Raw genomic sequence first — 17,907 nt, 5'->3', positions numbered from 1 at the left:
CTTCAGCTGCTCTGCGAGGGCGAAAACTGCGCAACGAGGGCATGACGGTCACCGGGATAGGTGACACGGACACGGGTGATATAATCCGCCCCATGCCAGGTCCGCCGATCGATGACCAGACAGGCAGCACCGGAAGCAATACCGAGCGCCGCCGCATTTTTACGGTCGGCGGAAACGGCGCTGATGCGATGTTCGGCAGCGCTCCAGGGCACCATTTTCAGCAGCCATGTCCCCGGCCCGATCTGTGAAAAATCCGCGGCCTCCGCCTCCGGAACGGCGGTGACATTGATGATGCGCTCTTCAAGGCAAAAGGGAACGCCGCCGGCGAAGTGCGTGCAGGTGAGTTCCAGCACCGGGGCGTCGGCGGCAAGCGCCATGGCCGCACCGTCTTCTTCCCCCGCAGGGCGCAGCCTTCGTTTGTCGAGACGGTAACCATAGACCAGACCCAGCGCCTGCACTTCCCGCTCGATATCGTGGATTTCCAGAACGGCGGATTGCGCATGGGGCTGGCGAACGAAGGTGCCGAGACGGCGGCGTCTTTCGATAAGTCCGCGCTGCACCAGTTCGCTGAGAGCCTTGTTCACCGTCATGCGCGAACAGGCATATTGCCGGGTCATCTCGTGTTCGAAGGGAATACGATAACCCGGCGGCCATTCGCCCGACATGATGTGGCGCTCGACATCATTGCGGATGCGCTCGTGCAGCGATTTTTCCTGAAGATCGGCGCCTGTGCTCCTCATCCCGATACTTTTATCCTCCCCTTTGCCGGATCAACTATCCATGGGCAGCGGCAGCAATCGCCTCGCTGCGGATTTCCTCCGTAAGCTTGGCGCGCAGTTCGGAAAATTCCGGGCTGGCCTTGACGGTATAGTGACGCGGATGCGGCAGGTCGACCGGCGTGATCGACTTGATGCGACCCGGCCTTGCCGACATGGTCACCACACGCGACGCCATGAAGACCGCCTCTTCGATGTCATGGGTGACGAAAATAACGGTCTTCTGCTCGCGCTCCCAGATACCGAGCAGCAGTTCCTGCATCAACCCGCGCGTCTGGTTATCGAGAGCGCCGAAAGGTTCGTCGAGCAGCAGGATTTTCGGGCCGTTCGCCAGGGCGCGGGCAATGGCCGTTCTCTGCTGCATGCCGCCGGACAATTGTTTCGGCCAATGGTTCTCGAAACCGCGCAGGCCGACCTTGTCGATATAGCTGTCGACGATCTCCCATTTTTCCTTCTCGGCCACCCCGCGTTCGCGCAGGCCGAAGGCGACGTTTTCGCGGATCGTCAGCCAGGGAAACAGGGTATAGGACTGGAACACCATGCCGCGATCCGCCCCCGGGCCCGTTACCGCCTTGCCGGATAACAGCACCTCGCCCGTCGTCGGACGGTCGAGACCGGCGATGATGCGCAGCAAGGTCGATTTTCCGCATCCCGACGGGCCGAGGATGGTGACGAAATCATTGCGGGGAATTTCCAGATCTGTGCGCTGGAGGGCCAGTGTCGGTTGCCCGCCCTGTACGCCAGGAAAGGTGCGGCTGACGCCCTTGATAACGAGTTCGCTCATCAGGCAAGCCTCCAGGCGAAAAGCTTCCGGTTCAGCGACTTGAACGCGAAGTCCGAAATAAGACCGATAATGCCGATGACGATGATGCCGAAGATGATCTGCCCGGTCGCCATCAGCGCCTGGCTGTTGATGATCATATAGCCGATGCCCGAGGAGGCGCCGATCAGTTCCGCGACGATGACATAGGTCCAGGCCCAACCGAGAACGAGACGGAGGATTTCCGCAATATCGGGCGCATTGGCGGGAATGAGAACCCGGCGCACGACGCCCCGGTCCTTCGCACCAAGCGTATAGGCGGCCTCCACCAGATCCCGTCTTGTGCCGGCGACAGCCACGGCCACCATCAGGATGATCTGGAACACCGCGCCGATGAAGATAACCAGCAGCTTCTGCATCTCGCCGATTCCGGCCCACAGAATGAGGAGCGGCACGAAGGCGGAAGCCGGCAGATAGCGCGCGAAGGAGACGAAGGGCTCCAGCAGCGCCTCAATGGGCTTATAGGCCCCCATGGCGATGCCGACCGGCACGGCAACGAGCGATGCCAGTACGAAACCGCCGACCACGCGCCAGATCGTCATGCCGATATCGCTGGCAAAACCCTGATCGGTCAGCAGATAGATGCCGTCCTTCAGCATGGTGATGGGGTCGGCCAGAAAGGTCGGCGATACGAAACCGCCCAGCGTGGCAATGCCCCAGGCAGAAAAAAACAGCACGAAGAACAGGATGCCGAGAGCAATTCTCGTGCTGTTCCTTATGGGTTGAAGAGGTTGCATCTGTCGCCTGTCCGGAAAACCGGCGCGGCACCTTCGCCGCGCCATCAGAACGCCGTGCGCGTTTCGTGACGCACAATCGACGCACTCACCTGTTTTGGCTGCAATATTCCCTGCAGGGAATGCGGCCGCCTTTTCTGTTACTTGATGAAGGACGTATCCGCGAGGGTCGAAAGATCGGGTTTCGACTTTATCACGCCGATTTCCAGCAGCAGGTCCGCCGATTTTTCCGAGAATGTCTTGAACTCACCCTCGAAAAACTTCTGGTTGGCGGCCTTGTCCTGCCATTCGAGGAACTTTGCCGAAGCGGCAAAGGCCTCCCCGGTCTGCTTCACATCCGCCCCCATCGTCGCATAGGACTTTTCGGGATCGGCCTTGATGAGCTCGAGGGCCTGGAAATAGCTGTCCGCCAGGGCTTTCGCCGCCTGCGGATTGGCCTTCAGGAAATCCGGGGTGCAACCGAACGTATCCATGACGGCGGGATAATCCAGCGTCGTGGCGAGGATCTTGCCCTTGTCGGGGGCGGCGCGGACAGTGGACAGATAGGGCTCATAGGTCATGGCCGCATCATTTTGACCGGCAACGAATGCCTGAGCAGCCGGTCCCGGCTCGAGGTTGACGACCTTGACGTCTTTAAGAGTCAGGCCGTTTTCCTTGAGAATCCAGGCAAGGAAGAAATAAGGAGAGGTGCCCGGCGCGGAAGCGGCAACCGTCTTGCCTTTCAGGTCCGCGACCTTGGCGACATCACTGCGCACCGCAATGCCATCGGCACCATGCGACTTGTCCATCTGGAAAATCTGGGTGGATTTCACGCCATTGGCATTCCACGCGATCCATGTTTCGACCGTGGTGGCGGCGCACTGGATGTCACCGGAAGCAAGGGCCAGATGGCGGCTCGCCTGCGGTATTTTCTTGATATCGACCTTCAGGCCGTTCTTTTCGAAAATGCCAGCCTGTTTGGCGAGCGTCAGCGGCGCAAAACCGGTCCAGCCGGACATGCCAATCGTCACCGACGTCTCGGCATAGGCGGAAGCGGATGAAAAGAGCGCGGCGACTGTGGCGAGAACCCATGTTTTCTTCATGATCTGAACCCCTTTTGATTTATTTTTGTGCGATGTTGTTTATCGCTTTATTTGAGGCATGGTAGGCAGGGAATTTATATTTGTCTAGACAAAATAGAAGCTTCCAAAGGCCTCCAGAAAGATTGCAAATACACCGCCCGGCATTCTAGACATAGGATAACACGGCCCCGCGCACAGGCCCGTCGTTTTTCCATATCGAGCTTTTCCATGACCAGACAAAGACGCCGCAGTATCATCAGGGCAAGGCGAACCGGAACCGGAATTGCGCTGGTTGCCGCCATTTCCTTCATCGCGGGCATGACGGATGCGGTGGGCCTGCATATTTCAGGCGACTTCGTGTCCTTCATGACCGGCAACACCACGCGCGCCGCAGTCTCGATGGAGGCTGGCCTCTATTCCCACGCCGCGAAACTGCTTTTCGCAATCGTTGCTTTCGTGGCGGGCAATGCAGGCGGCATCGTGGTGGCGCATAAGTTCGACCGGCGCATCTTCGCCGTTCTGATGGCGGTGGGATTGCTGGTAACTATTGCCGCGCTGCTCGGCGGCGAGACTTCCGCTCTTGCGCAATTTTATCTCGTCGTTTTCGCCATGGGCATGGTCAACGCCGCCGTTGAGCACATAGAGGGACTGCCAATCGGGCTTACCTATGTGACCGGCGCGCTTTCCCGCTTCGGCCGCGGCATCGGTCGTTTTCTTCTCGGCGAACGAAGCCTCGACTGGGGCATTCAGATCGTGCCCTGGCTGGGCATGATATGCGGCGCGATCTGCGGCGCCGTTCTCGCCGCCACGCTGCAATCGAATGCCCTCTGGGTGGTTGCGGCCACGGTTTTCGCCGTCGCCATCGCCACCTTCATCATTCCGCGCTCGCTTCGCCAGCGCTATAATCAAAGGGTCAAAATCCGGCGGATTACGCCCTGAAAATCGTCGCCGTCACTTTCGCGAGATGGTGACGAATTTCGTGCCGCGCACCCGCACCGTCATCAGGCAGGGTTCCTTGTCGGTACGCTCGCAATAACGCGGATGCATCTTCAGCACGAAGACCATGTTGCCGAAGCGCTTGATGAAATCATAGTCGTAAATCCGGGCTGTCGCGATCATCAGATAACCGCCCTCTTTCACCTGAACATAGAAATTATAGGGGCATCCCTCGTCGTCGCAGCTGCGGCCCTTTTCGCCATCACAATCGAGAACACCGTGATTGACGACGGCGTCCATCAGCCCGTCATTGTTGATATCCAGCCGCGTGACGAAATCGTCGCCGAAGGCCGCCACCTTGCACTCATTGCGGAAATGGTCCTTCTCGTAGATCTCGGGGTCGTTCACCAGCTGCTGCTGCGCCGAGAGCGCCACCGGAAACATCAAGAGAACCAGCGCCTGAAGAGCGGCAACGAGAGCGATTCGCACGGCATTTTCCTTTGCATCCGTTTCGGTTATGGATGTTGCGATCATCCGGGCGGCCAGCCTAGAGTTTAGTGCTTGCGCGACACTGACGTGTTCGCAGCCCGTGTTTCCGGGGGGAACCTTTTCATGACGCTTCTGGGTTTTCTCGATTATGCCGGGGTCGCCATCTTTGCCGCAACCGGGGCGCTCGCCGCCTCGCGCAAGCAGCTCGACCTGATCGGCTTCCTGTTTTTCGCCGCCGCAACCGGCATTGGCGGCGGCACGGTGCGCGATCTGGTGCTTGGCAGGACGCCGGTATTCTGGGTGGTGAACCCGACCTATATCCTCGTCTGCGTCTCCGTCGCGGTGCTGCTGTTCTTTACCGCGCATCTGTTCGAATCCCGTTACCGCGTACTGATCTGGCTCGATGCACTCGGCCTCTCCGCTTATTGCGTCATGGGAGCAGCCAAGGGGCTTGCCGCAAGCGGCTCCGCAACCGTCGCCATCGTCACCGGCGTTTTGACGGCTACATTCGGTGGCGTGCTGCGCGATATTCTCGCCGGCGAACCTTCCGTGCTGCTGCGACCGGAAATCTACATCACCTGCGCGCTTTTGGGCTCCTCTACCTTCATTGTCGTCTATTTCCTCGGCGCACCGCTTTATGCCGCATCAGCCGCAGGCGTCCTGACGGCCTTCGCCGTCCGATCCGGTGCTCTGGTCTTCGGCTGGACTTTTCCGCCCTACAAGGCAAAGCCCGGCAGACGGCCCGAAGATGTCATGAAGTGACATAAAGAAATGACCGCCGAAAACAGAAATGGCGCCCGTGGGCGCCATTTTCATGTCTGTTGTCGGACTGAAGCCTCATCCGCGCTTGCGGCGAAGGCGGATGACCACGTCCACATGGGCGATTTCCATGCCCTCGGGCGCTTCCGGCAAATTGTCGATCTGGAGGTTGTTGACGGGAATATCCAGAACCTCGTTCTCGCCCTCCACGAAGAAGTGGTGGTGGTCCGAGACGTTGGTGTCGAAATAGGTGCGGGCGCCTTCCACGGCGAGAACGCGGATGAGGCCGGCTTCGGTGAACTGGTGCAGCGTATTGTAGACCGTGGCGAGAGAAACGGGCACGCCAGCGGTGACCGCCTCATCGTGCAGTTCCTCGACCGTCAGATGGCGATCGCCCTTTGCGAAAAGCAGATCGCCCAAAGCCACACGCTGTCGCGTGGGGCGCAGCCCCGAGCGCCGCAACCTCGTCCCGATATCCAATGTGGCGTCAAATGCCATGCAATCCCATTCCAAACAGAGGTATGAAACTTACCAATTGCATTAGCATATATCTTTTGCGGCGAGTGCTTTCAATAGTTTCGGCGTGGCTTAGGCGTGGCAAATGGCGGCAAACCGGCCATTCCTGCAAATTTCCTCTGGTTCCAGCCGTACGGTTCCTGTATGCGGACGGCATATTGAGGTAATGACTTCTGGGAAGAAGGTTCGAAGACAAAGAATGGGGGCGGAGCGGCTTCTGCCCTTGCAGCGCTTCATTTTGAACCTAACTTGCTCTAGTGAAGTCGATCAACACCAGTAACTGGGGAAGTGAAAGCGGTATGGCAACGAGGCAATCAAGTTACAATTACGAGGAGATCCTGTCCTGCGGTCGCGGCGAATTGTTCGGCCCGGGAAATGCACAGCTCCCATTGCCCCCCATGCTCATGGTTCACCGCATCACCGAAATTTCCGAAACCGGCGGCGCCTTCGACAAGGGTTTCATCCGCGCCGAATACGATGTCAGCCCCGACGACTGGTATTTCCCCTGCCACTTCCAGGGCAACCCGATCATGCCGGGGTGCCTCGGCCTTGACGGCATGTGGCAGCTGACGGGGTTCTTCCTCGGCTGGCTGGGCGAAGAAGGTCGCGGCATGGCGCTTTCCACCGGCGAAGTGAAGTTCAAGGGCATGGTGCGCCCTCACACGAAGCTCCTTCAATATGGTATTGATTTCAAGCGCGTGATGCGCGGCCGTCTGGTGCTCGGAACCGCCGACGGCTGGCTGAAAGCGGACGGCGAAACCATTTATCAGGCGACGGACCTGCGCGTAGGCCTGTCGAAGGAAAAGGCTGCCTGAGGCAGACGGAATAGTCCTGACAAACGCCGGGCGACTTCGGTCGTCCAGCCGAAATCTTAAGAAAAGGTCCCTTTCATGAGACGAGTTGTTGTCACCGGCCTCGGTATTGTTTCTTCCATCGGCGGTGATGCCGCTGAAGTCACCGCATCGCTGCGCAATGCCAAATCCGGCATTTCATTTTCGCCGGATTTTGCCGAACACGGTTTCAAATGCCAGGTCTGGGGCAAGCCGTCTCTCGACCCGACCGATCTGGTCGACCGCCGCGCCATGCGCTTCCTGTCGCAGGGCGGCGCGTGGAACCATGTCGCCATGAAACAGGCAATCGCCGATTCCGGTCTCGAAGAGAGCGACATCAGCGGCAATGAGCGCACCGGCATCATCATGGGTTCGGGCGGTCCTTCCACCCGCACCATCGTCGAGGCAGCCGATATTACGCTGAAGAACAACAGCCCGAAGCGCATCGGCCCCTTTGCCGTGCCGAAGGCCATGTCCTCCACCGCCTCCGCGACGCTTGCCACCTGGTTCAAGATCCATGGCGTCAACTATTCCATCTCGTCGGCCTGCTCCACCTCGGCGCATTGTATCGGCAACGCCGCCGAAATGATCCAGTGGGGCAAGCAGGACGTGATGTTCGCGGGCGGCCATGAGGATCTCGACTGGTCCATGTCCAACCTCTTCGACGCCATGGGCGCCATGTCGTCCAAATATAACGAGACGCCGAGCGTCGCCTCGCGCGCCTATGACGTCAACCGCGACGGTTTCGTGATTGCCGGTGGTGCGGGCGTGCTGGTTCTCGAAGAGCTGGAACATGCCAAGGCGCGCGGCGCCAAGATTTACGCCGAGATCGTCGGTTACGGCGCGACCTCCGACGGTTACGACATGGTGGCGCCTTCAGGCGAAGGCGCGATCCGCTGCATGCGGCAGGCGCTTTCCACCGTGAAGGGCGATATCGACTACATCAATACCCACGGCACCTCGACGCCGGTTGGCGACAGCAAGGAAATCGGCGCGATCCGGGAAGTCTTCGGCGACAAGATCCCGCATATCCAGTCGACCAAGTCGCTCACCGGCCATTCTCTGGGTGCGGCCGGCGTGCAGGAATCGATCTACGGCCTGTTGATGATGCAGGAACGCTTCATCGGCGAAAGCGCGCATATTTCCGAGCTCGATCCCGAATTTGCGGGCGTTCCGATCGTTCGCAGCCGCATCGACAACGCCAGGATCGACACCATCCTTTCCAACTCCTTCGGCTTCGGCGGCACCAACGCCACGCTCGTCTTCCAGCGTCATAACGGATAATTGCCCATGAACGGCATCATGCAGGGTAAACGCGGCCTCATCATGGGCGTCGCAAACAATCATTCCATCGCCTGGGGTATCTCCAAGGCGCTTGCGGCACAGGGCGCGGAACTGGCCTTCACCTATCAGGGTGAAGCGCTCGGCAAGCGTGTGAAACCGCTCGCCGCCGAACTCGGATCCGATTTCATCGTACCATGCGATGTCGAGGATATCGCCTCGGTCGACGCCCTGTTCGCTACGATCCGCGAAAAATGGGGCTCGCTGGATTTCATCGTCCACGCCATCGGCTTTTCCGACAAGAACGAGCTGAAAGGTCTCTACGCGGATACGACGCGCGAGAATTTCAGCCGCACCATGGTCATTTCCTGTTTCTCCTTCACGGAAATCGCCAAGCGCGCCGCCGAACTGATGACCAATGGCGGCTCCATGCTGACGCTGACCTATAATGGTTCGCAGCGCGTCATTCCGAACTACAACGTCATGGGCGTCGCCAAGGCGGCTCTTGAAGCGTCCGTCCGCTATCTCGCGGCCGACTACGGCCCGCGCGATATTCGCGTCAACGCCATCTCGGCCGGTCCGGTCCGCACGCTGGCGGGCGCCGGCATCTCGGATGCGCGGGCGATCTACGCATGGAACCAGAAAAACGCACCGCTTCGGCGGACCGCGGACATCGACGATATCGGCGGATCCGCGCTTTACCTGCTGTCCAATCTGTCGCGCGGCGTGACCGGCGAATGCCATTATGTGGACTGCGGTTATAACATCACCTCCACGCCCACGCTGGAGGTCCTCGCCAGGGCCGATGCTGATTAAGCCTCCGCCTCATCCGCTTTCAAGAAAGCCCGGCCCTGAGCCGGGCTTTTTTATTTTGGCACGTACCAAATTCGGAAATCACTAAAGTATAATTTATCGAAGTAATAGAATCTAAACATCGGGGTGGTTATGGTCCGCAACAAATTCAACGGTTGCGCTTGCCGCATATTCTTAGAGATAGACACCACCTCATGCGACTGGCCAGACTGAAGCCATTGCTGGAAAAATTCGGAGTCTCGCGCGACGGGACAGCAGCTATCGAATTCGCGATACTCGCGATCCCCTATTTCCTCGTGGTCTTTGCGATCATCGAGACCTTCATCGCCCTGATGGCGGAACAGGTCGTCGCCAATGCCACCGAGAACATGGCGCGGCGTCTGCGCACCGGCCAGATCAGCAGCTCGATTTCGAAAGAGGATTTCCGCAAGAGCTTCTGCAATGAAGTTTCGGTGATGATCACCTGCTCAGCGGATGAAATCCAAAAAGAACAGAAGCTCTATATCGACCTTCGTTCCTTTACCGCCTTCAAGGATATTCCGACCACGATTCCGCTGAAGGCCTATGGCGAATATTACGATCTCGATACGGCTCAATTCGGCTTCAAACCGGGCGGGCCGGAAACCATCAACATGTTGCGCGTCTATTATCGCTGGCGTGTGGTTGCCGATATCATCCGGCCATACCTGACCAAAATACGTCCGGCCGATGGATCGATGCCCTCACATTTCCTCATCGTCGCGACAAATGCGTTCATGAACGAGAAATACATCACAGGCGGGGGCTCATGATGGCAGGGCTGGTGTCCGTTGCGGCAAATGGCAAACGACGCCTGATGGCGCTCGTTTCACGCTTTGCCAAAGATCGCCGTGGCGTGGGCGCGGTGGAGTTCGCGATCCTCTTTCCGATATTGCTTGCGCTTTATCTGACCTCTTTCGAATTGACGATCGGATACAACACCTACAAGCGGGCAAGCACCGCCGCAGCCTCCATCAATGATCTTATATCGAAAACAGGTTCCGTCGATAAAACCTATCTCGCCGGCATGCAGGATGTCGCAGCCGCCGTGTTTGCGCCCTACAGCACCAAGGGTCTGCAGCTGAAGATCAGCGGCATCAAGATCGATGCGCAAAAACAGGCGAAAATCACCTGGTCCTGGGATGAGAAAAATCTGAGACCTTATGCGGTGGGGGCACCGGTCGCCGTTCCGACGCGCCTGCTCGTGGAAAACAGCTTTCTCATCCACGTCGAACTTTCCATCCCGCATGAATTGCTGATGTTCATGCCCGACATTGCCTCGTCCGGGGTGAAGTCGATCACGATCGGCCGGGAGTATTTCTTCAAGCAACGCGACGCCGAGACCGCCTGCACCAATTGCTGAACAATCGGTACAACGGCGGCGGTCCCTTTATCGGTTGCGTTTAATAGACGTCACGCAGATAACGTTTTTCTCGCTTCAGCCGGTTCACGTACTCGCTCGCCGCTTCGGCGGAGATGCCGGCCTCATCGCTGACGATACCGTGCAGGGCATCATCGACATCCTTCGCCATGCGGGTCGCGTCGCCGCAGACGTAGAAATATCCGCCCTCTTCAAGCCATTGATAGAGCGCCTTGCCGTTCTGTCGCATGCGGGTCTGGACATAGATCTTCTCCGCCTGATCCCGCGAGAAAGCGAGGTCGAGGCGAGTCAACACGCCGTCGCGGCTCATGTCGCCAAGCTCGTTTTCATAGATGAAATCCGACTGCCGGTGCTGGTCGCCGAAAAACAGCCAGTTTTTGCCCTTTGCGCCTCGGGCTTGCCGTTCCTGCAAAAATGCCCGGAAGGGCGCGATGCCAGTGCCCGGTCCCACCATGATAACAGGCGCATCATTGTCCTGCGGCACACGAAACGCCTTGTTCGGCGAGACGAAAATTCCGGCATTCTGCCCTGCCTTCACCCGGTCGGCGAGATAGGTGGAGCATACGCCGCCACGCTCACGGCCCTCGGCGCGATAACGCACGCTGGCGATGGTCAGATGCACGCTGTTTTTCGCGACCAGCGGGCTGGAGGAAATGGAATAGGCGCGATGTTGCAGCGGCTTCAGGAATGTCACGAATTCAGCAATATCGAATAGCGGCTTTCCGCCGAGATTGATGAGGTCGAGAATATCCTTGCTCCAGAGAAAGGCGGCCAGCTGCTCCCTGTCTCCGTTTGCGAGAATGTGGCTGAGTTCGTCATGCCCCGCCCGCTTGCCAATTTCGGCGACGAGTTCGCGCGAAGGCGTCGATATCTCGAACATGTTGTGAAGCACATCGCCGACCGGCCGGTCCAGCCCGACGATTTGGCTGTCCGCAGCCGCTCCGAAGTGTTCCAGCAGCGCGCCGACCAGTTTCGGATCGTTCAGGGGCACGACGCCAAGAGCGTCACCCGCCTCATAGTCCAGGCTACTTTCGCCGAGATCGAATTCATAGTGACGAATTTCCTTGGACGAGCCTGGACCGGAAAGGCGACGATTGACGCTTACCTCAGCCGAATAGGGATTTTTGCGGCTCCAGCCCTGCTTTGCCCGCACGGGCGGCTCGGCAATGTCGGACATGGTGACAGATGCCGCGCTGCCGCCATCGACAGCAAGCGCGAGCGGCAGGGCCTCGCCGATCCATGCGGCGGCGGCGTCCTCAAAGTCGATATCGCAGTCGATACGCGTCTTCATGCGCTTGCCGCCGAGTTGTTCGAACCGCGTATCGATAAGCTTGCCCGCCTGGCAGAAACCGTCATAACCGGTATCGCCGAGCGCGAGCACGGCAAAATTCGTCTCGTCGAGACGCGGCGCGCTGTCCGCGGCGAGCGCTTCCCAGAAAAGCTGGGCATTATCAGGCATTTCACCTTCGCCATAGGTCGAGGTGACGACGATGACCCGCTTCATGGCGCCGAGACTGTCCATCGAGACATCATCGAGTGCCGTCACCACCGGCTGCATGCCCTGCGCGCGGGTGGCGGCGGCAATATCCATCGCCAGCGCCTCGGCATTGCCGGTCTGGGTGCCGAAAAGAATATTCAGCAGACTGGCCGCCGCCCTGGGAGCAGCAGCGGCAACCGATGTCTCCAGGCCGATGGCGGCGCGGGAATGGAGCCCCGCCAGAAAACCGGAAAGCCATGCGCGCTGATCACCGTTGAAGGGCGCGTCTTCGGGAATATAAGGTATCTTCATCATGCTGCCCTGTGGCTGGATGCGGTGGCGAGGTCGGGAATGGCGCGGGCCGCGAAAAGCTCCTCGAAGCCCGGCAGGCGGCCGATCTTCTCGATGTTTTTCCGGTTCTGCTGGATGATCCAGCCATAGGTGCCGGGGCTGTCCACCGACCAGATGTTCCTGCGCGCCAGCGCCTGCTTGTAATCGTCGAGACGCTTGGCGGCGATCATCACCGCAAGCTGTTCATCGCCATGGTCTGAAAGCGCCTCGCGGGCATATTTCAGCAGCCGCTGCATCAGCGCATAGTCTTCCGTGAGGATGAGATTGCGCACGGCTTTTTCAATGGCCGGGTCGGAAGGACCTGACGCCATCGGTACCCGCTGCATGGCGATGGCCTGCGCCATGCTCAACACGGTATAATTGTTGAGCAGCGCATACATTTCCTCCGTATCCGTCTCGCCATAACCCGGCACCGTTCCGTTCAGGACGGCCTTGCGGTCACGATAAGCGAGCTTGAACTTGCGCAGCTGGTGGGCGGCAAGCGCGGATGCCAGTTCCTCCAGCAGTTCCTTGCGGGGCTTCGCCTTCAGAATCTCATCGCTATCCTGATAAAGCAGCAGGGCGCGTGGCATGCCGTAAACGAAGTTGTGCTGTTCACTTTCCCAGTTTTCCAGAAGCCATGCCGCCTTGGCCGAGCCGGTCTCCGCAACATGCCAGGTCAGAAGCTGGTGGATGGCCTGATTATGAATTGCGGCCTGTTCATCCTCACCCGTGATCGAACCGAGCAGGATGGAATCATGGCTGACTTTCTTCGGCAGATCGCCATAGGGGTCGTACTGATAAACGAAACCGCCGCTCATGCCGTTGCCGAAGCCCTTGCCGAAGCTGCCGAGGTTCAGCACCGCGCCGTTGGTCATATATTCGCACGCGAAATCCCCCACGCCTTCGACCACGGCGGTGGCGCCGGAGTTACGCACCGCGAAACGGTCACCCGCCTGCCCTTCCACGAAGGTGCGGCCGCCGGTGGCGCCGAACAGCGCGAAATTGCCGACCAGCACATTGCCGCCCGCCTCTTCCGAGCCGCCACCGGGAGAGCGCACAACGATGGTGCCGCCGCAGGCGCTTTTGCCGACACCGTCATTGCAGGTGCCGGTATGGATCATGACCATACCGTCATTGCAGAAAGCGCCGAAGGACTGCCCGGCGGAACCGGAGGTATCGATGCGCACCGAACCCGCCTCCAGGAATCGGCGGCCACGGCTGTCCCGCTTCACCGCCGGCAGCGCATCCGCCTCTTCATCGGAAAGTTCATGGTTCAGCATGCGTTCGATATCGACGGCGAGCTGGCCGCCGACGCTCTTGTTGCAATTGTTGAGGAAACGATTGCCGCCAAGCTCGATGTTTTCCCGCTTGCTGTCGATCAAAGCAGAGCGCACGAGTTCGATGAAGGCGTCGTCCAGCGCAAAATCCTTTTCCATATAGACGGGGCTATCGACCTTCACCTCTTCGACCACGGCAAGCATTGCCCGGAGGTCAAGCTGTCCGACGCTTGCCGGATGATCGAGGAGGTGAAGAAGATCGGAACGGCCGCGTGCTTCCCGCAGCGAGCGCAGCCCGAGTGCGGCCAGAATCTCGCGCGTTTCATGGGCGATGTTCATGAGATATTGCGCCAGCGCGCGGGGATCGCCGTTAAAGGCTTCCTGATTGGTGGTTAGCCCGGCAGGGCACTTGATGTTGCAGTTCTTGGCCATGACGCATTTCAGCATCATGAGCGCCGTCGTGCCGAATTCGAAACTGTCGCCGCCGAGCAGCGCGGATTTCACCACGTCGCTCGCCGTCTGGTGCGCGCCGGAGCAGCGCAGCAACACCTTGGCGCGCAGGCCGGTGGCGCAGAGCGCCTGATGCACTTCTGCGATACCGATTTCCGCCGCGCGGCCGGTATATTTGAGGCTGGTGACGGCCGCCGCCCCTGTGCCGCCGGTATTGCCGGCAACATTGATGACATCCGCCCCCGCCTTGGCGACGCCGACCGCGATCGTGCCGATGCCTTCCGACGAGACCAGCTTGACGATAACGCGCACGCGCGCCGCCTTGGCGTCATGGATGAGCTGGGCCAGATCCTCAATGGAATAGGTATCGTGATGCGGCGGCGGCGAGACGAGTTCGACGCCCGGCGTGCCTCCGCGTGCCGCCGCGATTTCCACCGTCACCTTGGGAGACGGCAACTGCCCGCCCTCTCCCGGCTTTGCACCCTGGCCGATCTTGATCTCGATTTCCTCCAGCATCGGATCGGCAAGATAACCGGCCCAGACGCCGAAGCGGCCGGAGGCGAACTGCTTGATGCGCGAGGCGCGGATGGTGCCATAACGGGAAATATGCTCGCCGCCTTCACCCGAATTCGACATGCCGCCGACCATGTTGGTGCCATGCGCCACCGCCTCATGGGCAGCGGCAACCAGTGCGCCATGGCTCATGGCACCCGATGCGAGGGTTTTGGTGATCTCGCTCGCCTTCTGCACGGCATCGAGCGCAATGCTTTCCGGTGCGGTGCGGATAAGCGAGAGATAGGCGGAGGCTTCGCCCTTCGCCTGAACCATGAGCGCGCCGCCTTCCAGCCAATGGCCGGGAATATCCGCGCCGAAACGGTCGAGCAGTGACTGGCCGAGTGCGGCAAGCCGGGCAAGCTCATGACCGTGCGGGCCGGTCAATTGCAGCCGGAAAGCGCCGTCTCTCGCCTCTTCGCAACGCAATCCGCGCACCATGAAGCTATTATTGCCCTGCCGGGAAAAACGGCCCATTTCCCGGCGGAATTCTTCCGCGGAACCGGCGAAGGTCACATCGGCGGGCAATTCCAGAACGTCGCGCAGAGCGGCGGGGCGGCGCGCCCTTTCCTCGGCCATCATGCGGGCGAAGGCGCGGTAACCGGGCGTTACCTCGAATTTGTCGATTGCGTCAGGCGTCAGCCGGTCGAAGCTGTTGTGATAATAGGCCGCATCGTTGAGACCGAAGGCATCCTCCAGCCGGTTAAGCGGCAGCAGGCGTAGCGCCTCCTCGTTTTCGGTTCCCTTGTCGAAACCGATCTTTTCCTCCGTCATATCCACGAAACCGCGTACCGCCGTCGTGCCATAGGAATGGCCGGCGCCTTCCGCACGCTCCTTGAAGAGACCGAGCAGCGGAATGTCGTTTTCGCCCTTCACAGACAGCGCCTTGCGGTGCCAGTCCGCCACGGCCTGCGCGATGACGGCGAAGTTGACGCCGCCGACCGGGGTCTTCACGTTGGGGAAATAGCGCTTCAGCACCGCATCGTCTGTATCGAGGAAATTCGGTTCGAAGAACTCGCCGCCGATGTAGCTTTCCGCCGTACACAGGCCGACCTTGCCCATGGTCTTCATCAGCGACTTTTCAGCCGCCTTGGCGAAACGCTTGAAGGCCTTGTCGGCATCGGCACCGAATTTCTCCTCGGCGCGAAACTGCACGCCGAGCGGATAGGCGGCCGAAGCGCCGAAGCCGAGGCTTGCTGCTATGTGATGCGAAGAGGAGAATTGCCCGCTTTCAACGATCAGCGACACGCGCAGCCGCAAACCTTCCTCGATCAGCCGCTGATTGATGGCGGAGACGACCATGATCATCGGCAAGGCCGCACGGTTTGCCGAGACGTGCCGGTCGGTGATGATGGCGATGCCGCCTTCCTCAGCCGCAAAAGCCACAACTTCATCGCAGAGACCATCGATTGCCTGCCGCAGCGCGGCTTCGTTGGCCTCCGCAACATCGAAGACCGGCGAATAAAGCATTTCGAAACGGCGAAGGGGAGTCTCCGACTGCTCGCGGATGCGCAACATATCGAGATGGGTCAGGATCGGAGAGCGCACGACGATCTGGCGGGCCTTCTTCGCGCCGCTGTTTGGCTTCGCACCGAGGGCGACACGCAACGTCATGCCGTCGGCCTCACGAATACTGTCGAGCGGCGGATTGGTGACCTGCGCGAAGCGCTGTGAGAAATACTTCGCAACCCCGCCTTCCTGGTCGGAAAGCGCGTTGATGGCATTGCCGTAGCCCATCGCCGAAATCTTTTCCGCGCCGGAGGCCAGCATGGGGTCCATCAGGAACTTGAAGCTTTCCTGATTATGCGAATAGGCGACGTAACGCTGGTGCCGTTCCAGATCGCCATTGTAACGCAGCGGCGAGCCCTGCTTTTCCGCCGGCACTTCCGGCAGATCCTCCAGCATGACACGGGCTTCGCGCAGCAGGGATGAATAATCGCGGCGTGAGGCGAGAAGCTCCAGCGCCTCGACGGTGGAAAAGGCGCGGCGTTCTGAATGGTCGTAATAAAGCATGCCGCCCGCCTCGATGCGGCCGCGACGGATGACGCTCTCCGCCGGAAAGGCGATCTGCCCGGCTTCCGACATGACGCAGAGATAATCTTCCGTCTCGACGGTGCGCAACGGGCGCAGGCCGAGGCGATCGAGCCGCGCGCCGATGATGGTGCCGTCGCCGAAAATCAGCGCGGCCGGGCCGTCATTCTTCTCTTCATAGAGCGAGAAATATTCCAGCATCGCCTTGACGTCGGATGACAGGGTATCGTCGTTTTCCCAAGCCGGCGGCATCATCGAGACCACGGCGGTGACGAGGTCGAGACCGTCTTCCATTACCCGCGCCTGCAGCGTCTGGTCCAGACGGCAGCTATCCGACTGGCCCTTCGGGCGGATGATGCTGGCATTCTTCGCCAGCGCCACGGCCGCTTCCGACAGCCGGTTTTTCTTGTCGGTATTGAGCTCGCCATTATGCGCCATCAGGCGGAAGGGCTGCGCCATGGAAGGGTGCGGATCGGTATTGGTGGAGAACCGCGTGTGGAAATACATCGTATGCACTTCATGGCGCGGATCGGTGAGGTCGCAGAAATAGGGCATGACCTCATGGGAGTTTAAACGCCCTTTCAGAACCTGCGTGCGGGCGCTGAGCGACAGCGGATAAAAGCCGGCGAGTTCCGGCACCGTATAGGCAAGCGCCTCGATGGCGAGCAGCGCCTTGTGGATGCGCCAGTCAAATTCGGCGAGGGTTGCGCATTCGGCCGGAGCCGAAAAGACCGATTGGCGGATCGGCAACTGGTAAGGGACGGCGGCGGGACGAATGGCCGCGTCATTCACCGGCACATCGCGCACGAGCAGGATTGCAAAGCCCTGCTCTTTGAGAGAGTCTGCGATGATACCGACCGCCTCGCCGTGGAAAGCCGGATTTTGCGGCAGGAAAAAATTGCCGACGCCGAACCGACCGGCCGGCAAGCCGTCCTCACCGGTCAATTCCCGAAAGAAGGAGAGCGACAAATCCAGCGACACGCCGGCACCGTCACCGACACCTTCCGCCGACATGCCGCCGCGATGCGGCACGGCACAGAGAGCCTCGTGGCCGCGCTTCAACACATCATGCGTCTGCACGCCGTCCTTGCGGGTGATGAAACCGACGCCACAGCTGCTTTTTTCAAAAGCCGCATCGTAAAGGCCGAATTTTTGTTCCGTCACGCTCAAGGCACTCTCCTCTCGTTGCGCATTTCGCGCGGCATCGCCCTCTTTCCCGAAACCCGGCGCGTCAGCCGGCACTCTGCGGGCGGAGCCGCAGGCGACCTGGCTGCTCCTCTTCATTTTGCTTATCGGCGTTTAATGGCGCGAACGGTCGTTTTGCGGCCGTCGAACGGCTTGGCGGCGATGGCCGCTTTTTCGCAAATAATGAT

General features: G+C 59.9%; 15 protein-coding genes. 7 read left to right on the top strand and 8 right to left on the bottom strand.

Translation table 11 applies throughout. The annotated features are described in order from the left end of the window. Window positions 1-2: 2 nt before the first annotated feature. The 4 genes from hutC to EM858_RS10605 all read right to left on the bottom strand — a co-directional run bounded on the left by hutC (window position 3) and on the right by EM858_RS10605 (window position 3,412). On the bottom strand, window positions 3-740 hold the full coding sequence (gene hutC, locus EM858_RS10620; protein ID WP_127756673.1) for a histidine utilization repressor: 738 nt from the start codon (window positions 738-740) through the stop codon (window positions 3-5). Between the two features lie 34 nt (window positions 741-774). After that, complete coding sequence (locus tag EM858_RS10615; protein WP_127756672.1) at window positions 775-1,560, bottom strand: ABC transporter ATP-binding protein; 786 nt, start codon at window positions 1,558-1,560, stop codon at window positions 775-777. After that, entirely contained in the window at window positions 1,560-2,333 is a 774-nt protein-coding gene (locus tag EM858_RS10610; protein ID WP_127756671.1) for an ABC transporter permease, read from the bottom strand. Before EM858_RS10610 ends, EM858_RS10615 begins: the two co-directional genes overlap by 1 nt. A gap of 137 nt (window positions 2,334-2,470) precedes the next feature. Then, window positions 2,471-3,412: an ABC transporter substrate-binding protein gene (locus EM858_RS10605; RefSeq protein WP_065654746.1), complete on the bottom strand. Its 942-nt coding sequence runs from the start codon at window positions 3,410-3,412 to the stop codon at window positions 2,471-2,473. A 207-nt stretch (window positions 3,413-3,619) separates the two neighbouring features. On the opposite strand from EM858_RS10605, the gene EM858_RS10600 reads away from it, so the two are divergent. Beyond that, window positions 3,620-4,330, top strand: coding sequence for a YoaK family protein (locus EM858_RS10600; RefSeq protein ID WP_003524382.1), 711 nt, complete (start codon window positions 3,620-3,622; stop codon window positions 4,328-4,330). Window positions 4,331-4,342: 12 nt separating this feature from the next. On the opposite strand, the gene EM858_RS10595 is transcribed toward EM858_RS10600, so the two are convergent. Further along, window positions 4,343-4,861 carry a hypothetical protein gene (locus EM858_RS10595; RefSeq protein WP_003524381.1) on the bottom strand — a complete coding sequence of 173 codons (519 nt, stop codon included), beginning with the start codon at window positions 4,859-4,861 and terminating at the stop codon, window positions 4,343-4,345. A 78-nt stretch (window positions 4,862-4,939) separates the two neighbouring features. Here EM858_RS10595 and EM858_RS10590 point away from each other — a divergent pair, with 78 nt between their 5' ends. Next, on the top strand, window positions 4,940-5,578 hold the full coding sequence (locus EM858_RS10590) for a trimeric intracellular cation channel family protein (RefSeq protein WP_080818366.1): 639 nt from the start codon (window positions 4,940-4,942) through the stop codon (window positions 5,576-5,578). A 75-nt stretch (window positions 5,579-5,653) separates the two neighbouring features. Here EM858_RS10590 and irrA read toward each other — a convergent pair whose 3' ends face one another. After that, a complete protein-coding gene (gene irrA / locus EM858_RS10585; protein ID WP_003507276.1) occupies window positions 5,654-6,073 on the bottom strand; it encodes an iron response transcriptional regulator IrrA in 420 nt (139 codons plus the stop codon). Between the two features lie 317 nt (window positions 6,074-6,390). On the opposite strand from irrA, the gene fabA reads away from it, so the two are divergent. The 5 genes from fabA to EM858_RS10555 all read left to right on the top strand — a co-directional run bounded on the left by fabA (window position 6,391) and on the right by EM858_RS10555 (window position 10,396). Next, the gene (fabA, locus tag EM858_RS10575; protein WP_003507274.1) at window positions 6,391-6,906 is read left to right on the top strand and encodes a 3-hydroxyacyl-[acyl-carrier-protein] dehydratase FabA; all 516 of its coding nucleotides are present in this window, start codon (window positions 6,391-6,393) and stop codon (window positions 6,904-6,906) included. Window positions 6,907-6,981: 75 nt separating this feature from the next. Further along, window positions 6,982-8,205: a beta-ketoacyl-ACP synthase I gene (gene fabB, locus EM858_RS10570; RefSeq protein WP_080818368.1), complete on the top strand. Its 1,224-nt coding sequence runs from the start codon at window positions 6,982-6,984 to the stop codon at window positions 8,203-8,205. A gap of 6 nt (window positions 8,206-8,211) precedes the next feature. Next, window positions 8,212-9,018, top strand: coding sequence for an enoyl-ACP reductase FabI (fabI, locus tag EM858_RS10565; protein ID WP_003524375.1), 807 nt, complete (start codon window positions 8,212-8,214; stop codon window positions 9,016-9,018). 191 nt (window positions 9,019-9,209) lie between these two features. Further along, window positions 9,210-9,806 (top strand): TadE/TadG family type IV pilus assembly protein, encoded by a 597-nt coding sequence (locus EM858_RS10560; protein ID WP_003524373.1) that lies wholly within the window; start codon window positions 9,210-9,212, stop codon window positions 9,804-9,806. Then, complete coding sequence (locus EM858_RS10555) at window positions 9,803-10,396, top strand: TadE/TadG family type IV pilus assembly protein (protein ID WP_127756670.1); 594 nt, start codon at window positions 9,803-9,805, stop codon at window positions 10,394-10,396. Before EM858_RS10560 ends, EM858_RS10555 begins: the two co-directional genes overlap by 4 nt. A 40-nt stretch (window positions 10,397-10,436) precedes the next feature. Here EM858_RS10555 and EM858_RS10550 read toward each other — a convergent pair whose 3' ends face one another. Next, window positions 10,437-12,206, bottom strand: a complete 1,770-nt coding sequence (locus tag EM858_RS10550; protein ID WP_127756669.1) for a sulfite reductase subunit alpha — start codon at window positions 12,204-12,206, stop codon at window positions 10,437-10,439. Further along, window positions 12,203-17,704 (bottom strand): glutamate synthase-related protein, encoded by a 5,502-nt coding sequence (locus EM858_RS10545; protein ID WP_127756668.1) that lies wholly within the window; start codon window positions 17,702-17,704, stop codon window positions 12,203-12,205. The genes EM858_RS10550 and EM858_RS10545 overlap by 4 nt, the downstream gene beginning before the upstream one ends. Between the last annotated feature and the right edge of the window lie 203 nt (window positions 17,705-17,907).

Source organism: Agrobacterium sp. CNPSo 2736 (genome assembly GCF_004005385.1).
GTDB classification, from domain to species: domain Bacteria; phylum Pseudomonadota; class Alphaproteobacteria; order Rhizobiales; family Rhizobiaceae; genus Agrobacterium; species Agrobacterium leguminum.
Note: the sequence above shows the minus strand (reverse complement) of the source record. Positions and strands in the feature narration are given on the sequence as shown.